At 39.3% G+C, this 15,729-nt stretch carries 14 protein-coding genes and 1 pseudogene; 4 read left to right on the top strand and 11 right to left on the bottom strand.

The window, feature by feature from the left end; translation table 11 throughout:
* The coding region (locus tag KSU66_RS20685) for an IS3 family transposase (protein ID WP_269051232.1) at window positions 1–115 on the top strand (115 nt) is incomplete at its 5' end.
* Between the two features lie 31 nt (window positions 116–146).
* Here KSU66_RS20685 and KSU66_RS20690 read toward each other — a convergent pair.
* Window positions 147–644, bottom strand: a pseudogene (locus KSU66_RS20690) (NAD(P)/FAD-dependent oxidoreductase); the annotation flags it as partial.
* Window positions 645–889: 245 nt separating this feature from the next.
* Here KSU66_RS20690 and KSU66_RS20695 point away from each other — a divergent pair.
* Window positions 890–1,675 (top strand): glycerophosphodiester phosphodiesterase, encoded by a 786-nt coding sequence (locus tag KSU66_RS20695; protein ID WP_269053346.1) that lies wholly within the window; start codon window positions 890–892, stop codon window positions 1,673–1,675.
* Between the two features lie 36 nt (window positions 1,676–1,711).
* Here the strand turns inward: KSU66_RS20695 and KSU66_RS20700 are convergent, their stop codons facing one another.
* Together KSU66_RS20700 and KSU66_RS20705 are read right to left on the bottom strand one after the other, a co-directional pair.
* The gene (locus tag KSU66_RS20700; protein ID WP_269053347.1) at window positions 1,712–2,248 is read right to left on the bottom strand and encodes a YdcF family protein; all 537 of its coding nucleotides are present in this window, start codon (window positions 2,246–2,248) and stop codon (window positions 1,712–1,714) included.
* A gap of 87 nt (window positions 2,249–2,335) precedes the next feature.
* On the bottom strand, window positions 2,336–3,112 hold the full coding sequence (locus tag KSU66_RS20705) for a 2-keto-4-pentenoate hydratase (protein WP_269053348.1): 777 nt from the start codon (window positions 3,110–3,112) through the stop codon (window positions 2,336–2,338).
* Window positions 3,113–3,475: 363 nt separating this feature from the next.
* On the opposite strand from KSU66_RS20705, the gene KSU66_RS20710 reads away from it, so the two are divergent.
* Entirely contained in the window at window positions 3,476–3,652 is a 177-nt protein-coding gene (locus tag KSU66_RS20710) for a YfhD family protein (RefSeq protein WP_269053349.1), read from the top strand.
* Between the two features lie 73 nt (window positions 3,653–3,725).
* On the opposite strand, the gene KSU66_RS20715 is transcribed toward KSU66_RS20710, so the two are convergent.
* The 6 genes from KSU66_RS20715 to KSU66_RS20740 form a co-directional block, all read right to left on the bottom strand.
* Window positions 3,726–5,546: a LysM peptidoglycan-binding domain-containing protein gene (locus KSU66_RS20715; protein WP_269053350.1), complete on the bottom strand. Its 1,821-nt coding sequence runs from the start codon at window positions 5,544–5,546 to the stop codon at window positions 3,726–3,728.
* 204 nt (window positions 5,547–5,750) lie between these two features.
* Window positions 5,751–6,473 (bottom strand): amino acid ABC transporter ATP-binding protein, encoded by a 723-nt coding sequence (locus tag KSU66_RS20720; RefSeq protein ID WP_269053351.1) that lies wholly within the window; start codon window positions 6,471–6,473, stop codon window positions 5,751–5,753.
* 4 nt (window positions 6,474–6,477) lie between these two features.
* Window positions 6,478–7,203, bottom strand: coding sequence for an amino acid ABC transporter permease (locus KSU66_RS20725; RefSeq protein ID WP_269053374.1), 726 nt, complete (start codon window positions 7,201–7,203; stop codon window positions 6,478–6,480).
* Window positions 7,204–7,251: 48 nt separating this feature from the next.
* Complete coding sequence (locus tag KSU66_RS20730; RefSeq protein ID WP_269053352.1) at window positions 7,252–8,046, bottom strand: basic amino acid ABC transporter substrate-binding protein; 795 nt, start codon at window positions 8,044–8,046, stop codon at window positions 7,252–7,254.
* A gap of 759 nt (window positions 8,047–8,805) precedes the next feature.
* A complete protein-coding gene (locus tag KSU66_RS20735) occupies window positions 8,806–9,489 on the bottom strand; it encodes a GNAT family N-acetyltransferase (RefSeq protein ID WP_269053353.1) in 684 nt (227 codons plus the stop codon).
* A complete protein-coding gene (locus KSU66_RS20740) occupies window positions 9,486–10,598 on the bottom strand; it encodes a mandelate racemase/muconate lactonizing enzyme family protein (RefSeq protein ID WP_269053354.1) in 1,113 nt (370 codons plus the stop codon). Before KSU66_RS20740 ends, KSU66_RS20735 begins: the two co-directional genes overlap by 4 nt.
* An 84-nt stretch (window positions 10,599–10,682) precedes the next feature.
* Here KSU66_RS20740 and KSU66_RS20745 point away from each other — a divergent pair, with 84 nt between their 5' ends.
* Window positions 10,683–11,933 (top strand): hypothetical protein, encoded by a 1,251-nt coding sequence (locus tag KSU66_RS20745; RefSeq protein ID WP_269053355.1) that lies wholly within the window; start codon window positions 10,683–10,685, stop codon window positions 11,931–11,933.
* A 33-nt stretch (window positions 11,934–11,966) separates the two neighbouring features.
* Here KSU66_RS20745 and nhaC read toward each other — a convergent pair whose 3' ends face one another.
* Both nhaC and glmS read right to left on the bottom strand, forming a co-directional pair.
* Complete coding sequence (gene nhaC / locus KSU66_RS20750) at window positions 11,967–13,412, bottom strand: Na+/H+ antiporter NhaC (protein ID WP_269053356.1); 1,446 nt, start codon at window positions 13,410–13,412, stop codon at window positions 11,967–11,969.
* A 351-nt stretch (window positions 13,413–13,763) separates the two neighbouring features.
* Complete coding sequence (glmS, locus tag KSU66_RS20755) at window positions 13,764–15,566, bottom strand: glutamine--fructose-6-phosphate transaminase (isomerizing) (RefSeq protein ID WP_269053357.1); 1,803 nt, start codon at window positions 15,564–15,566, stop codon at window positions 13,764–13,766.
* Window positions 15,567–15,729 lie beyond the last annotated feature (163 nt).

The raw sequence follows: 15,729 nt of genomic DNA on the forward strand, positions 1-15,729 counted from the left end.
TAAACAAAAAATCGAAAAGTACATTTATTATTACAACAATCAACGAATTAAAATGAAATTGGCTGGTTTAAGTCCAGTGGAATACAGGACTCAAACCAACCAAATAGCTGCATAATTAAAACTCTAACTTTCGGGGGTCGCCACCGTTTTTCAGATGCTTTTACGAGCGCTTGTCGTAATGCCCGGCCATTAACACGTGCAGCACCGCTAATATGAACAGCACTAAATTCCGGTGATATAGGCGGAAACTTTTCGATAGTTTCAAAGGAGGTCAATTGACGAACATTACCGATTTCAGGTGCGTCTTCACGCCTTTTCACTGCTCGCTCTTCCATCTTATCCAGTTTTACCGAATTAGTATGTAAGCTAATCGCCCCAACTTGTCGGTATCCAGTCTCTGTTTCTCCGTCCTCTTCAAGTTGTTTAATAAGTGATGAATAGTATGCTGCGCCGCCCTTTGCGAGTGCATACCACGCTTTGTTTCTTCTTTGTGATACCCATGGACAAATAATCCCCGCAGCTGCGTCTGTCGCACGTCCTGCATCTTGACGATCAATAACCGTTACTTGCGCCCCGGCCTTCGCTAACTGGTAGGCTGTTGAGGCACCTAAAATACCCGAACCTATAATAATAACTTTCTTCATAAACAACACCTTTTCCCAAGTTCATTTGCTATAGTTATCTTACATTAAATTCGGATTGGATGGTGCATTGAAGATTTTCAACGTCCACTTATACCCCAATCCTTTATTAATAAAAATACCACATACTACATATATATCTTAATCTCAATAGACAGCCTCTTCCCCTTCAATTCTCCTCTGCGATATAATAGAATAAGCAAAGGATTAATTAACGATCGTTACTACTTTGAAAAGGAGCTAGTTCAATGGATATATACGCACATCGTGGATCGTCGGGAACACACCCGGAAAATACATTTGCCGCATTTAAAGAAGCCGCTAGACTACCGATTTTCGGTGTGGAATTTGACGTTCACATGACAAGGGACGGGGAACTAGTCATTATTCATGACGAGAAAATTAACAGAACATCGAATGGAAAAGGATTCGTCAAAGACATGACACTGAATGAATTAAAAAAATATGATTTTGGCGCATGGTTTTCGAAGGAATGCAAAGGGGAAGTGATTCCAACCTTGTTTGAGGTTCTTGAGCTTTTTTCGGAAACTTCTCTTCAACTCAACATCGAGTTGAAATCCGATGTTTTTCCTTACCCTGGGATGGCAGAAAAAGTTTTGGATCTTGTAGGGGCGATGAAATTAGATTCTCGTGTTGTCATTTCTTCATTCAATCATGAAATGATTCGAACGGTAAAACAGCTCGCTCCCCATATTCAAACAGCCGCCTTATTTATGGAAGTGTTAGTCGATCCGCTTCAATACATTCGCGCTATTCCAACCGACGCATTGCATATAACAAAACATGCAGCTTTAAGGTCCTCCGCTAAAAAAGTAATTGAGGAAGGTGTTCCCGTTCAAGTCTTCACGGTTAATAAAGCATCTCAAATGAAGGCGTTAAAAGAAATTGGCGTACGTGCAATTTTTACAGATTATCCGGAGAAAATGAGCAACCATTTGAATAATACTAGTATACCAAAGCAATCCGTGCCCATTATCTCTGTCTTCAAAAACATAATTGGCAAGAATAAATAACCATTTTTTATATTCACTTAATGCATAAAACGGCTGTCACTTTCCGATGATAGCCGTTTTAATAAGGGCTAGTCGTTCCCGTAATCTAAGCTTCTGTTCGACTACTTTCGGTGTTTTGGCTGCCACCACATCGGTTTGAAGGTCAAGGCTTTGTGCAATTCTCTTTGACCTTTCGAGATGATAATCGCTCGTGATTATGGTTACCGATTCAACTGTGGGAGGCATCAATTCTTTTGAATACAGAATGTTTTCATACGTAGAAGTGGACGCCGACTCTACTAGTAATCGGTGCTCATCTATCCCTTTTTCCATCAGATACTTTTTCATGGCTTCACCTTCGCTAATATGTTCCCCGACACCTTGGCCGCCAGATAAAATGAGCCGTACATGCGGATATTGATTCGCATAATCTAAAGCTGCATCTAGCCGATATCGCAACGAAAGCGAAGCAATCTCACCATTCACTTTCGCGCCCAGAATGATTGCATAATCATTTGTTCCATCTGCGATAGGTTTTTGTCCATTGGCAATCCATTTCCCCGTAAGTATCCACAAGAAAATAACTGGAGCCATGACTATTATTATCAGCACAATTATTTTTTTAGAACTACTGTCCACGGTAATCACTCACTTCTATATCTAACAGATTGTGTCCTTAAATCACACAACATTAAGGACTAGTTCTCCGACACCTTCAAATTCTGCTTCATACTTCCCTTTTTTCAATACTTTAGGCATGATAAATGTCCCAGATGAGATAATTTCTCCCTTCTTGAGAGTTTGACCGTGTGTAGCCAATTCATCGACTAACCACTTCACGGCATTGACTGGATTCCCTAGAACTTCCTCTGAAGTACCAGAACCGATGATTTCCCCGTTGAACTTTAATGTCCCCTTCATGTATGTTAACTGATTCATAGATAGTTTTTTTGAAGGTTTTCCAACCATTACTTTTCCAGCGACAGCGCTATCCGCAATTACCTGATATAAACTTAGTTTTGGAAACCAGTCATTGAACCGTGAATCTGGAATTTCAAGTCCAGGTGCTATTAACACTTTTTGTAAAATCAACTCCAGATCATCCTCAGTTGTAAGTTCTTCCTTTACTATAAAAACCAACTCAAGTTCAATTAGTGGAGAAATCATTTTATCTAGTTCAATCGTCTCTTCAACAATATTAGAAGCAGTAAATGCACCATATAGCGGCGTTTCCGAACTAAACATCCTTTGTGTTTCTTCACTCGTCAAACTAATTTTATAGCCAATCTGAGGGTCTTTATTTAATATCATCTTTTTAGACGTTACTTGTTTCTGAATACTATAAGCCGCTGATTTATCATTTACTTCTTGAAAGTTCACTTTTGAAATAGATTGTCTAGTCTCATAGGCTGAAAATAATACCTCAGCCATATCCTTAGTGATAACTTTGCTAATCATTAGAAGTCCCCTCCGTCAGTTTAAAAAACCTATTAACATTTTCACAATTCTTCCAAACTTAATATTAACACAAATCAAACTTATTATTCTATTAGATTAGAATATACAGACTTTTGAATTGAGTGGTATGCAAATGCACTGACATAAAAATCTAAAATCTCCCAATCTCCAGTTCCTTACTACCACTCCTCCATAATATACACAAATAAATCTTCACTTTTCGTCTTCGGCCTAGTCACTTTACCTCATCTCAGAACTACATACAGAGTTTTTTCCCCTTCAAATTTAATGCTTCATTATGGAATAGTTTGCACTCTTAGGTCCATATTAAGAAAGATTAAAAATGTGGAAGGAGGGACGATTATGGGGAGAGATAATCATAAAGGCGCAAGTAACAACAAAAATTCTTTGCCACAGACGCCAAAAAACCAGAAAATAAAGCCCGGTGACATGAAAGAAGAGATGTCGAGAGAGCTTGCTGAACTTACGAAACTTGTACCAAAGAAGAATAAAGTTAATACAAAAAAGCGGAAAATGTGAAAATAAGGATACTTCAAAAACCGAATACTCCTCATTTTAAAATACGGGGAGTATTCGGCTCTTCTTACCCTATTTAAGGCAAAAACTGTATCGTTGAGGAGATTTCTTTAATATGATCTTTATCAGCCCATAATATTAAGTAATTATAAGTATCTTCTCCAATCGTAATTGGATCAGGATATTGAACAATATAAGCCGCTTGCCCTTTCATATCGACCAGCTGATCATCAGAGGGTAAAATAGTGCATGCTATAATATATGCCGAACTTGAGTTAATTATTTTAGGCATTGAACCATAAGGCATCAACTCTTGGAATGCTTCATCATGACAAACTTCTTCGATATTGTTTGATCCAAAAATAGCTGAAATTTGAAAGAAGCCATCACCGCCCTCATATCGTTCGTCATTTACTCTCTCCCAATTTGCAGGATATTGAAGATTAACATCAAAAAGTTCACTCGTATATTCTTTTTTAGCCAACTCCCCAACCGCTGTAGGTGACCATTGCATCGACATTATATTAACGCCACCAATAAGCTTTACTGGAACGGGATGAATTACATTTACAATCCACATTTGGTTCGCAACCCCTAATTCCTTACAACCCGATAAATAGGCTATGGCTCCCCCGTTCGGCGACCAAGTGACGGGCGTTGAAAAACAATCCGCTAATGCGGACACTTGATCATTTTGCCCATGACGGTCCACACTTCTAATTTGTGAATAATAGTCTTTATCCGCAAACGCAGTTGCGCTATAGGCAATTCTCAATGAATCCGGCGACCATACTGGAAAATAGTTTTTAGCCTCAGGCCCACCTTCGACTTCAAACACTTTGCCTGTTGAAATTTCTACTGTTTCAATGAGAGAAACATTCGCACCTGGCGTTGTATATAGCGCGTACAATCCATCGGGCGACAGTCGAGCGTGTTGAAGAGGCCCCCCTGAATTATTCGTTAGTTGCCACTTGTTTGTTCCAATTGTCTCGCAGCGATAAAGCTGACTTACACCCGATGCATCAGGTGCTTGAAATAGTAGTTCCCTACCACTAGGGAACCAACTTACATCAGACGCATCAGACTGCCTTACTTCTAAAGCCTCGTGTAATATGGCATTATACAATACGATCATTCCCCGAGCCGCGTAAGCCAAGCTAACACTATCCGGTGACCAATCTAGCGTGAAATCTCCTCCCTCAGTCAGCTGATCCACACCTCCGATTAGACCGGTGGTGAGATAAATAACGTAAATAATCCGGTCCTTTCCTACAAATGCAATACCGCTACTGTCTGGCGACCAAACTGGTTGAGAAAAGGAATCTCCTAATCCAGTTGTAAGCTGTTCATTCTCTCCGCTTTGTAAATCATATACCCAAATATCATACTTTCCACCGCGATTCGATGTATAGGCAAGAAAGCCAAGTTCATTAGGGGAAGTATGAGGTATTTCTAACTTCATCCCCGGATCAACCACCGTAGATGATAGCTTGTTAATCTTTTCTATTATAACTGGACCACTTCGTCCTTCTCTAGTCACATTAAAACGCTTTGCAATCTGATCCAGCGTGTCTCCTTCTTGAACAACATAATAGGGGACTCCTGCCGGGATTTTCAATAGTTGATTGGCCTGTAAAATATAAGGTGCTGTTAACTCGTTCGCTTCAATAATGACGGCTAACGGAACACCGTAAAGTTGAGATATCCGGTACACTGAGTCTCCTGTTTGCACTTTATAAACTTCGACGCCAGGCGGCATTGACAGCTGCTGGCCCCGACTAATTTTATCAGTCTCATTCAAATTATTTGCTGCAAGCAGAGAATCCAATGGAAGTTCCCATCGCTTCGCAACATTGGACAATGTATCATCAGGTCGAACCACATAAAAAACCTGCACCGTCTACACTTCCTTTCACAATTCAGACAAAAACCTGTACAACGGCCTAGTTAGAAACTATATGCGCTAGCAAATTGAAATGTACCTATAAATCGAATTGAAATAGACCACACGATGCGCTGATAAAACCCAGCATAAAGTGTGGCCCTACTTAATTTATAGTAATTATAGTGAGTAAATTGAACCCTGCCTTCTCTTCATTTCTCATAACACCTTACTTAAAAACGCTTTAGTGCGCTCATTTTTCGGATGATTAAACACTTGGTCAGGTTTACCTTCCTCAACAAGCATGCCTTGGTCCATAAATAAAACCCGGTCACCCATTTCCCTTGCAAAGCCCATTTCATGTGTCACAACAACCATTGTCATTCCTTCGTTAGCAAGTTGCTTCATAACATCCAGAACCTCTTTAACCATTTCTGGATCAAGTGCAGAAGTTGGTTCATCGAACAACATAATCTTTGGTTGCATTGCCAGCGCACGGGCAATTGCGACCCTCTGCTGCTGTCCTCCTGATAATTGTTCAGGATATGCATTCGCTTTATCACTTAGCCCCACTTTTTCTAACAATTGATGAGCTAAACGATTTGCATCCTGCGTCGGCATATTCTTCACTTTTTTTGGCGCGGCTGTAATGTTTTCTAACACACGCATATGTGGAAATAAGTTAAACTGTTGAAATACCATACCTACATTTTTTCGAATTTCATTAATATCTGTTTTAGGGTCATTCACTTTAACTCCGTCAATAAATACTTCCCCAGCTGTAATGTTTTCTAATAGATTTATGCACCGTAAAAAAGTACTTTTCCCTGATCCACTAGGTCCGATTACACAAACTACTTCTTTTTCCTTCACCAAGCAATCCATTCCTCTTAGTACTTCTAAATTTCCAAACGATTTATGCAACCCTTTAATTTCAATCATGTTTTCACCTTCCTGCCGATTTTCGCCCAAAAGAAAAGATACTTTTTCTTTGTGATGGGACATAACTATTACTAAATCGCTTTTCCACATATGAAATCACTAGTGTGAAAATAAAGGTTAGCATCAAATAAAGTATAGCAATCGTTATATAAGGCTCCCAAGTTCGAAAACTCGCTCCGGATACCACTTTTCCTGCATACAGCAAGTCGTTTGCCGCAATGACAGTCACAAGTGATGAATCTTTAAGAAGTGCGATTAACTCATTGCCTAATGGTGGAATCATTCGTCGAATTGCTTGTGGCAACACAATAAGCCTCATCGCAATACCGGCTGTCATACCAAGTGACCTTGCCGCTTCTGTTTGTCCTTTTTCAATTGATTGAATACCCGCACGGATAATTTCGGCATTATATGCTGCACTATTTAATATAAGCGCGGTTACCCCTGATACAAATGGGCCCAAGGAATGCCCAAATAGAGAGGGAATCACGGCTACATGAATTAATAATATTTGTACTAATAACGGGGTGCCTCTGAAGAAATCGACATAGTATTTTGCCGGAAAGTAAATCCATTTTCTTTTAGACATTTTTCCTAATCCGACGAATAACCCTAATATGAATCCCCCAAGATAACCAATTAAAGTAAGCGCTAAAGTAATACCCATACCCCGAATAAATAATTCCCTGTAGTTCCATATTACGTCAAAGCGTATATCAAGAAAATCAATAGTAACCACCCCCAAGATCATCTGCAGATATAAAATGATGACAAATACTTAATCTACATCAAAACCTGTGATTTCTTTTAATTTACCATTTTCTTTAATTATCTTAATGCCTTCATTCAATATATCAATTACTTCCTGGTTTCCTTTTTTAACCATCAAACCATAATACTCAATTTCAAAACTCGGATCTTCAATTAATTTTAATTTAACATTCGGATTATTTTTCTGATAATCGATAATAACTGCATTATCTCCAACAGACGCATCAGCATTGCCATTAATCATTTCCATAATCGCAAATGGCATAGTTTCAGCTGCAACAATTTTCGAACTCGTATCTCCCAATAATTCCCTTACAACAATATGCCCCGTTGTATTAATTTGAGCAGATACTCTTTTATCTTTTAGATCCTCAAACTTCGTAACGTCCGAATCTTCCGGAACTAGAATTAATTGATTTGCTTGAAAGTATGGATCCGTAAAATCAAACTCTTTTTGTCGAACTTCAGTTATCGTAATTGATGACACAGCAAAATCTACTTCTTCACCTTTTACTGCTGGGAATAATGGCTCCCAACCATAGTTTTTATATTCAACTTCAACTCCTGCGGCCTCAGCAATCGCATTTACAATATCAATGTCAATCCCTACGATTTCACCATTTTCGTCCATATATTCCATAGGTGCATACGTCGCATCAGTTGCAACGATAAGCTTTTTCTTCCCCTCATCCCCTGTTTTGGGTGTATCCGACTTCCCGGAATCAGTGCCACAGCCAGAGACAATTAGACTGATAGATAATAACAGAAACCCCAAAGACAAAAAGCGTTTTGATTTTCTCAATGTTATTCCTCCCCAATTTTTCTGTTGTCACCCGGTCCGCAAATATAGTCGGAATCTTCCGAGTAATCAATCTAAGTATATACGAAAAGCCCTACCTATACAATCACTTCTGACTTATTAGTGACCAACTGCCACGGATTTCTACCCATGATGTGCTAGTGCTAGTATTAATATAAAATTCCTATACAGTTCGAAAATATATCAATCATTAGATTTCTACACTCAACTTCATCTATTACAACCTGCTTAAAAACAAGACAATTCTCTATATACTTCGAACAAAAGTATGTGACATTCAGTTGGTTGGAGTGGAAATCGGCGACTCCAGCGGGAACAGCGCGAGCTGAAGGCCCCGCAGGAGCGCGCTTTTCGCGACGAGGAGACTGAAGCCGTGCCCGCGGAAAGCGTCCGATTGGAACGGAAACCAACGTGATTGAAGAAAATCGGACTTTTTCAGTGGCTTCATTAGCGGGACAGGTGAGACCCCCGCAGGGAGCAAAGCGACTGAGGAGACTCACCGCCCGCCCCACGGAAAGCGTCAGGGAAAGATTGAACTGTAACTTCCGCACTGTCCACTCGGAAAGGAAATCAACACTATTCTTATTTTGTGAGAATCATTAGTTCAACCTCTATAGTTTCTTTATTAAAAAAATTGTCCAACAACAAAAAGAATGTCCTTCTTAATAAACACAAAAACATCCTGTCTAATTTTCACCATTGGACAGGATGTTTTAATAGTTTTATTCATTTTTATTTTACTTATTTCTCGTATCGTACGAACCATTCTTCGTTTGTCTTCTCGATTCGAGTTCCAATCCATCCACTTCCAAGCAGCTGCTGTTGCTCTTCTGTATTAGCCATCAATATGTTACGGCTTTCAGAGGACCCACCTTCTTCGACAGGACTAGCTAAATCCTTCATCAGTATATACCTAAGTAAATCACCATATTTTATTTTGAGCGATACAATCTTCAATCCGTGTGCGAATTTGTCTTTTAAACTGGCAATATTAAAAGGAGCTACTGTTGTACATATGTAGCGAAACCGTTTTGTATCCACTTCATCCATAAGAATCTTTCCGAGTAACACTTGTAAATTATTCCCTCGAAATTCAGGATTGATGTTGGTAATTTCTGAGTACAACACAAATGGCCACTCGCTTTCAGGTAAACCAGCATCCTTACCTAAATGCTCATCATCCAATTCCGGTTCCAACATCGCCCGAAATGCGATTAGTTTCTCATTATAAAAAGCACCAATCATGAGGCCCTTACCGTTAAGCATAAATAAAAATTCATCCTTTGACAATGGCTCCAAAACTGATTTGGTGGTGAGTTCGTCAATCACTGTTTGTTGAAGTTCTAGAACAACATCCACATGATCCTTTGTTAATCGTTCAATCGCAATTTCTTTCCCACTTTTAAGTAAAATCTTTTTTATCATCCGCTTACCTTCTCCGAAAACACTGTCAACTCACGTAAAATTTCCTCATCAATGTCGATACCTAACCCTGGTTTGTCATTCAATCGAATGAAAGGAACGTCATAGTGAAGATTCCCAACATCTTTGCTGAATTTTAAGGGTCCTGTCAATTCAACAGTTGTAATGACTTTTTTCGAGAAGGCCACATGGAATCCTGCAGCTGAACCAATAGACGATTCAACCATTGAACCCACTTGACAATCTATCCCAGCCATTTCAGCCATATGGGCAAGCTTTGTTGCCGGATAAATTCCGCCGCACTTCATGAGTTTAATATTCACTTTGTCCGCAGCACGCTTTGCGATGATTTCTCTCATATCACGCACACCGCGCAAACCCTCATCTATCATCATCGGTATTGATGACTTGGATTTCACTTCGACCATGCCATCGACATCGTCAGCTTTCACGGGCTGTTCTAACCAATCAAGCGAACAATGTTCCAGCTTTTGAAGACCTTGGAGTGTAGTAGCACTCGATTTCCATCCTTGGTTTACATCGACGCGAATTGCAATGTCATAGCCAACACGATTACGAACTGCTTCAATTCGTTTCACGTCTTCCAAAACTTCGGTACCAACCTTCATCTTCATCGAACGGTAACCGGCTGCTACACGTTCCTCAGCCTCATTTGCCATTGCTTCTGGAGATGCGATACTTAATACATGTGTAATCAGAAATTCCTCGTGATACCTTCCGCCTAGCAAGTCATACACAGGTACACCCAAAGATTTCCCTACAACGTCATAACAAGCGATATCAATCGTTGCCTTTGCTGTTGGGACACCATAGACTTCTGCATCCATTAATTCGTGTATCCGTTCCATATTCTTTGGATTTTCACCAATAAGTTTTGGTGCAAGTGTATTTTTCAAGAGGGCAAACGTACCTTCCCAACTTTCTCCTGTTACATGCTCATCAGCAACTCCTTCTCCGTAGCCTATATGGCCAGAATCGGTTGTAATTTTCACAATGATAGACGGCATGTAATCATATGTAGCATAGCTAATAACAAATGGTTCATGAAGCGGTAAATGGATTGCATAGATTTCAATTTCAGTTATTTTCATAATCTCAAAACCTTTCCTTTGGCTATTTCTTTTATTAATTGTATCATTGTCGTTAAATAGACGCTATTAAAGGGAGATGTTCTTTTGAAAGTAAAAATTGCAATTATCGGACCTAAAGACTTTTGCACTCGCATTAAAAAGCTTGTTATAAATCGACATGACATTGAACTTATTCCGTATCAATATGATGAACCCAAGGAAACAGCTCTTTTAATAAATACCCTTAAACCATGTGATGCAATACTTTTCTCAGGCTCACTCCCCCATCTATTTGCAAAAAATGAACTCAAAAGTGTCACCATTCCCGTATTATATATGAAGCAGGATGAAACCGCCGTTGCCATCACGTTGTTACATTTGGCTACACAAAAACAACTAGATTTGAATCGAATATCCATCGATATTAGGGATGTCAAGCACATCAATAACGTGATCAATGATTTGAACCAAACAACATCATTGCCTTTTATCCATCTGCTAAAGGATCTTGAGGAAATAGACAAGATCACTTCTTTTCATAAAAATCTATCCGTTCTAGGTAAAACCGATATGGCAATTACAAGTGTGCATGCAGTTTACAAGCAATTAAAGCAAAACAAAATCCCTGCGATTAGAATGATTGACCCTGAAAGTTCTTTATTACAAACGATTGAACAAGTAAAACAGCAAGCCATTTTACATAAAAGTGATGCTGCTCAAATTGCAGTAGGTATTGTTAAGAACGCAAATCCTGATCATAATCTAAATCCATTCGTGGATCAAATTTCTTCTATTATGCAAGCACAATGGAGTAAACAACAGACTAAGTATACAATATACACCACTATGGGTAACGTTGAATTCGCACTAAAAAGCCAAGCATTCCTTACCTTGTTCCAAACAGTGGATCAGGACACTAAAATTGCATTTGGTTGTGGTGAAACGATTGTCGATGCAACTGAAAATGCACACTTGGCCTTAGAATTCATTCAGAAAAACGATAACCAATCATTTTATTTATTAGATTCACATAAAAAAATGCACGGACCCTTTCCTCAATCTAGCAGTACTATCGACATGAAGTTAAATGAACCCGAGCTTGTTGAAATGGCCGCAAAAACAAAGTTGAGCCCAGCGAATATTTCCAAACTAATAATGTTTAGCCAGTCACGCCAGTCAAAACAATTTACAGCACATGATTTATCACTCTATCTAGGTGTCACACGCCGAACCGCCGAACGAACGCTAAAAACACTTGTCGAATTCAATTACGCCATTATTGTTGGTGAGGAAATGACCTATCGTCAAGGAAGGCCAAGAACCCTTTACGAGTTCGATTTTGCTTTATACTTTTGATAAGTATGAGGGATTTAATTCAATCCCTCTTACTTATCCACCCATGCTCACTTCTTCTTTCAGTATCACTTCTTTTTCATTTTCTACCATCTCTTGTTCTGTTAACTTCACAATCGAAAATCCAGTCAAGCCATAAAGTATGCCTATAATCGGTACCGCAAGATTTAAAATTGCATACGGACCATACTCAACAACACTAACACCTAGTGTTCCAAAAATAAACACACCGCAAGTATTCCAAGGGATGAAGACAGAGGTTAGCGTTCCACCATCCTCAAGTGATCTAGATAAGTTCTTTGAATGTAGCCCCTGCTTCTTATATGCCTTACTGAACATTCGAGAAGGTACCACGATTGAAATGTACTGCTCCGCACAAGTTGCATTTGTTATAATACAAGCTGCAATCGTCGACGTTATTAAAGACGCTGTCGATTTAACAACTTTCAATAACTGGTTCATAATCGCCTGTAACATTCCGGAAAACTCTAATATTCCCCCAAATGTCATCGCAACAATTGTCATAGAAACTGTATACATCATCGAATCCAGACCACCACCATTAAACAATGCATCTACCATTTCATTGCCCGTTGCAATTGCAAAACCAGTTTGTAACGCTTCGATTCCACCTACTAGCGAACCTCCTTGAACGAAGATTTGCGAGAGAAATCCTAGGATTATTCCAACGACAAGCGCTGGAACCGCCGGAATTTTCATCGCAACCATCATAATTACAATCAGTGGCACAATTAACAGGTATGGCGTAATAAGGAAGCTCTCCTGTAACACTTTTGCTGTTTCCGCAATTTCTGCGGCATCAATATTATTAGCAGCAAACCTCTTCCCTAAAACTGCAAAGACACTTAATGCAATGACTAGACCCGGTACTGTCGTATACAGCATGTGCTTAATATGATCGAACAAATCTGTACCCGTCAATCCCGCCGCTAGATTAGTAGTGTCCGATAACGGAGACATCTTATCTCCAAAGTAAGCGCCGGAAATGATTGCTCCAGCGATCATTCCCGCTGGAATTCCCATACTTAAACCGATTCCCATTCCCGCTACACCTATCGTACCCATCGTCGACCAAGAGCTTCCAATCGCTAAAGAGACGATTGAACAAATCAGTGCAATTGAGACAAGAAACCATGAAGGTGTAATAATTTGCAGGCCATAATAAATCATTGTAGCAACAATACCGCCGCCCATCCACGAGCCTATCGTCAATCCAACTAAAATGATAATGACGACTGCAGGAAGAGCAAGACGTATTCCCTTATACATCATTTCTTCAATATCTTTCCATGTATATCCGGCCTTCCAAGCCACCAAAGCAGCCACAGTTGTTCCGATGATTAATGGTATATGAGGCCCTTGCTTTAATTTTACTACCGTAAAAATCATCACAACAATCATCACAACTAAAGGGACCAAAGCCGCCCAAAAGTTTATCTCTTTCTCATCAGCTTGCACCATATAAACATCTCCCCAGAATGGAATATTTTCAAAATTAACAAATGTCGCTATATAGTCGTTATTAGAATAATAGATGCTCGAAGAACTAATGTCAATAGGCTTTACAATTCATTTGTAAGCGCATTCACACGAGTTACCGAAAGCCATCTATACAAGTAGGCCTTATCCGTAGACCATATGGAGAAATAAAGAAATCCTCTTAGGATAAGATCCTAAGAGGATTTCTTTATTTCTTTTAAAGTGCTCAACAATTAGAGTAAACACTCGGTGTCTTCAACCAATTCCCAATTTTTAATTTTATAAGTCTTCTCTTTCTCCATACTACATAATAAATCTACAATAACTATATTCTCATTCTACTGTCACACTTTTCGCCAAATTCCTTGGTTTATCAATATCGCAACCGCGGTGCAATGCTGCGTAATATGCAAGAAGTTGGAAAGTGATTACAGAGATAAGAGGTGTTAGTAATTCATGTGTTTTGGGTAAGACAAAACGATCTTCGTCCGTCTCAAGCCCTTCCATAGAGATGATACAAGGATTAGCACCACGTGCAGCAACTTCTTTTACATTGCCCCGGATGCTCAAGTTGACCTTGTCTTGAGTAGCGAGTGCGATGACGGGGGTCCCCTCTTCTATCAATGCAATTGTCCCATGTTTTAGTTCTCCGCCAGCGAATCCTTCCGCCTGAATGTATGAGATTTCTTTCAACTTCAAGGCACCTTCCAAACTAACAAAATAATCAATCCCGCGACCTATGAAGAAGCAATTCCGTGTAGTGGAAAGATACTGAGTCGCGATTTTTTCTATTTCAGTTTTAGAGTTACACAGTACTTCCATTGCATTTGCAATAATTGATAACTCGCTTATGAGATTTATTCCCGAACTTTTTCCATTGGAAGTGGATGCAACATCTGCAAGGATAGCTAATACAGTTAGCTGAGCTGAATACGCTTTGGTTGATGCCACGGCCAATTCGGGTCCAGCATGTAAGTACATCGTGTAATCAGCTTCTCTTGAAAGGGTAGATCCTGGAACATTTGTTATTGTAATCGTTGTAAAACCCATTTCTTTCACTCGAACAAGGGCCGTTCTACTATCTGCCGTTTCCCCACTTTGCGAAATAAATAGGAATAATGGCTTTGCAGATAAGAGTGGCATATTATAACTAAATTCACTCGCCACATGCACTTCTACCGGAATATCCGCCAAACTTTCCATAAACTGCTTACCAACCAAACCGGCATGATAGCTTGTTCCACATGCGATAATATAAATACGACTTGCCTCTTTCATTGCCGAAATTATATCGCTCTTTACCGATAGTTGCTCATTTTCATTTTGATAAGACCGAATAATTTTTCTGATCATCAAAGGTTGTTCATCTATTTCCTTCAACATAAAGTGAGGATATATTCCTTTATCTATATCACCTTCATGAATTTCCGCTTTATATGTTGCTCGATCTTGTTTTTCACCTTCAAGATTTTTAATGATTATAGAATCCTTTTTCACTGTAACCATTTCTTTATCCATTAACTCCATATATGAGTCAGTTACATGTATCATCGCCATCGCATCACTTGCTACAACGTTGAAGTCATTCCCAACTCCGATAAGTATCGGGCTTTTATTTTTTGCAACGTAAATGACATCTGTAGATTCCTGATCCAGTAATGCGATAGCGTATGATCCATCTAATAAATTAAGTGTTTTGAGGAATGCTTCTTCTGTTCCCATTCCTTGCTCTGTAAATTTTTCAAGCAACTGTACAATGACTTCCGTATCTGTATCACTTTGAAAGTGAACATCTTGTAAATAGTTGCTCTTTAACATCATATAGTTTTCAATAACACCATTATGAACCAATGTGAAACGCTTCGATGCGCTTTGGTGTGGATGAGCATTATCACGTGTAGGTTTACCATGTGTGGCCCACCGTGTATGTCCGATTCCTATCTGTGCACTAATATCGCTGTCAATTGCTTCTCTCAAATTGGCTACTCTGCCCTTTTCTTTATATATATGGACACCATCTTTATTGCCTACTGCAATTCCTGCTGAGTCATACCCTCTATATTCAAGCTTTTCTAAGCCTCTTAGTAAAATTTCCTTAGATTCTTCTGTACCTATATATCCTGTAATTCCGCACATAGTCAGGCCCTCCTTAGAATAAGGAGGCAAGCAGCAAATAAACTTAGCCTACTGACTCACCTCTGTAATTTATGCTTTGCACATTTCCTTCCCTTTGTTTACCGAGTTACCTCTGATGTTTTAAGAAAGAAAATACGACTGTGTGCTACAGCCGGGAGGCATC

It is taken from the genome of Sporosarcina sp. G11-34 (genome assembly GCF_026931025.1).

Coding starts and splice junctions, on each gene's coding strand:
- KSU66_RS20695 (WP_269053346.1), top strand. CDS start 890: ATGGATATATACGCACATCGTGGATCGTCGGGAACACACCCGGAAAAT.
- KSU66_RS20700 (WP_269053347.1), bottom strand. CDS start 2,248: ATGGCTCCAGTTATTTTCTTGTGGATACTTACGGGGAAATGGATTGCC.
- KSU66_RS20705 (WP_269053348.1), bottom strand. CDS start 3,112: ATGATTAGCAAAGTTATCACTAAGGATATGGCTGAGGTATTATTTTCA.
- KSU66_RS20710 (WP_269053349.1), top strand. CDS start 3,476: ATGGGGAGAGATAATCATAAAGGCGCAAGTAACAACAAAAATTCTTTG.
- KSU66_RS20720 (WP_269053351.1), bottom strand. CDS start 6,473: ATGATTGAAATTAAAGGGTTGCATAAATCGTTTGGAAATTTAGAAGTA.
- KSU66_RS20735 (WP_269053353.1), bottom strand. CDS start 9,489: ATGATAAAAAAGATTTTACTTAAAAGTGGGAAAGAAATTGCGATTGAA.
- KSU66_RS20740 (WP_269053354.1), bottom strand. CDS start 10,598: ATGAAAATAACTGAAATTGAAATCTATGCAATCCATTTACCGCTTCAT.
- nhaC (WP_269053356.1), bottom strand. CDS start 13,412: ATGGTGCAAGCTGATGAGAAAGAGATAAACTTTTGGGCGGCTTTGGTC.
- glmS (WP_269053357.1), bottom strand. CDS start 15,566: ATGTGCGGAATTACAGGATATATAGGTACAGAAGAATCTAAGGAAATT.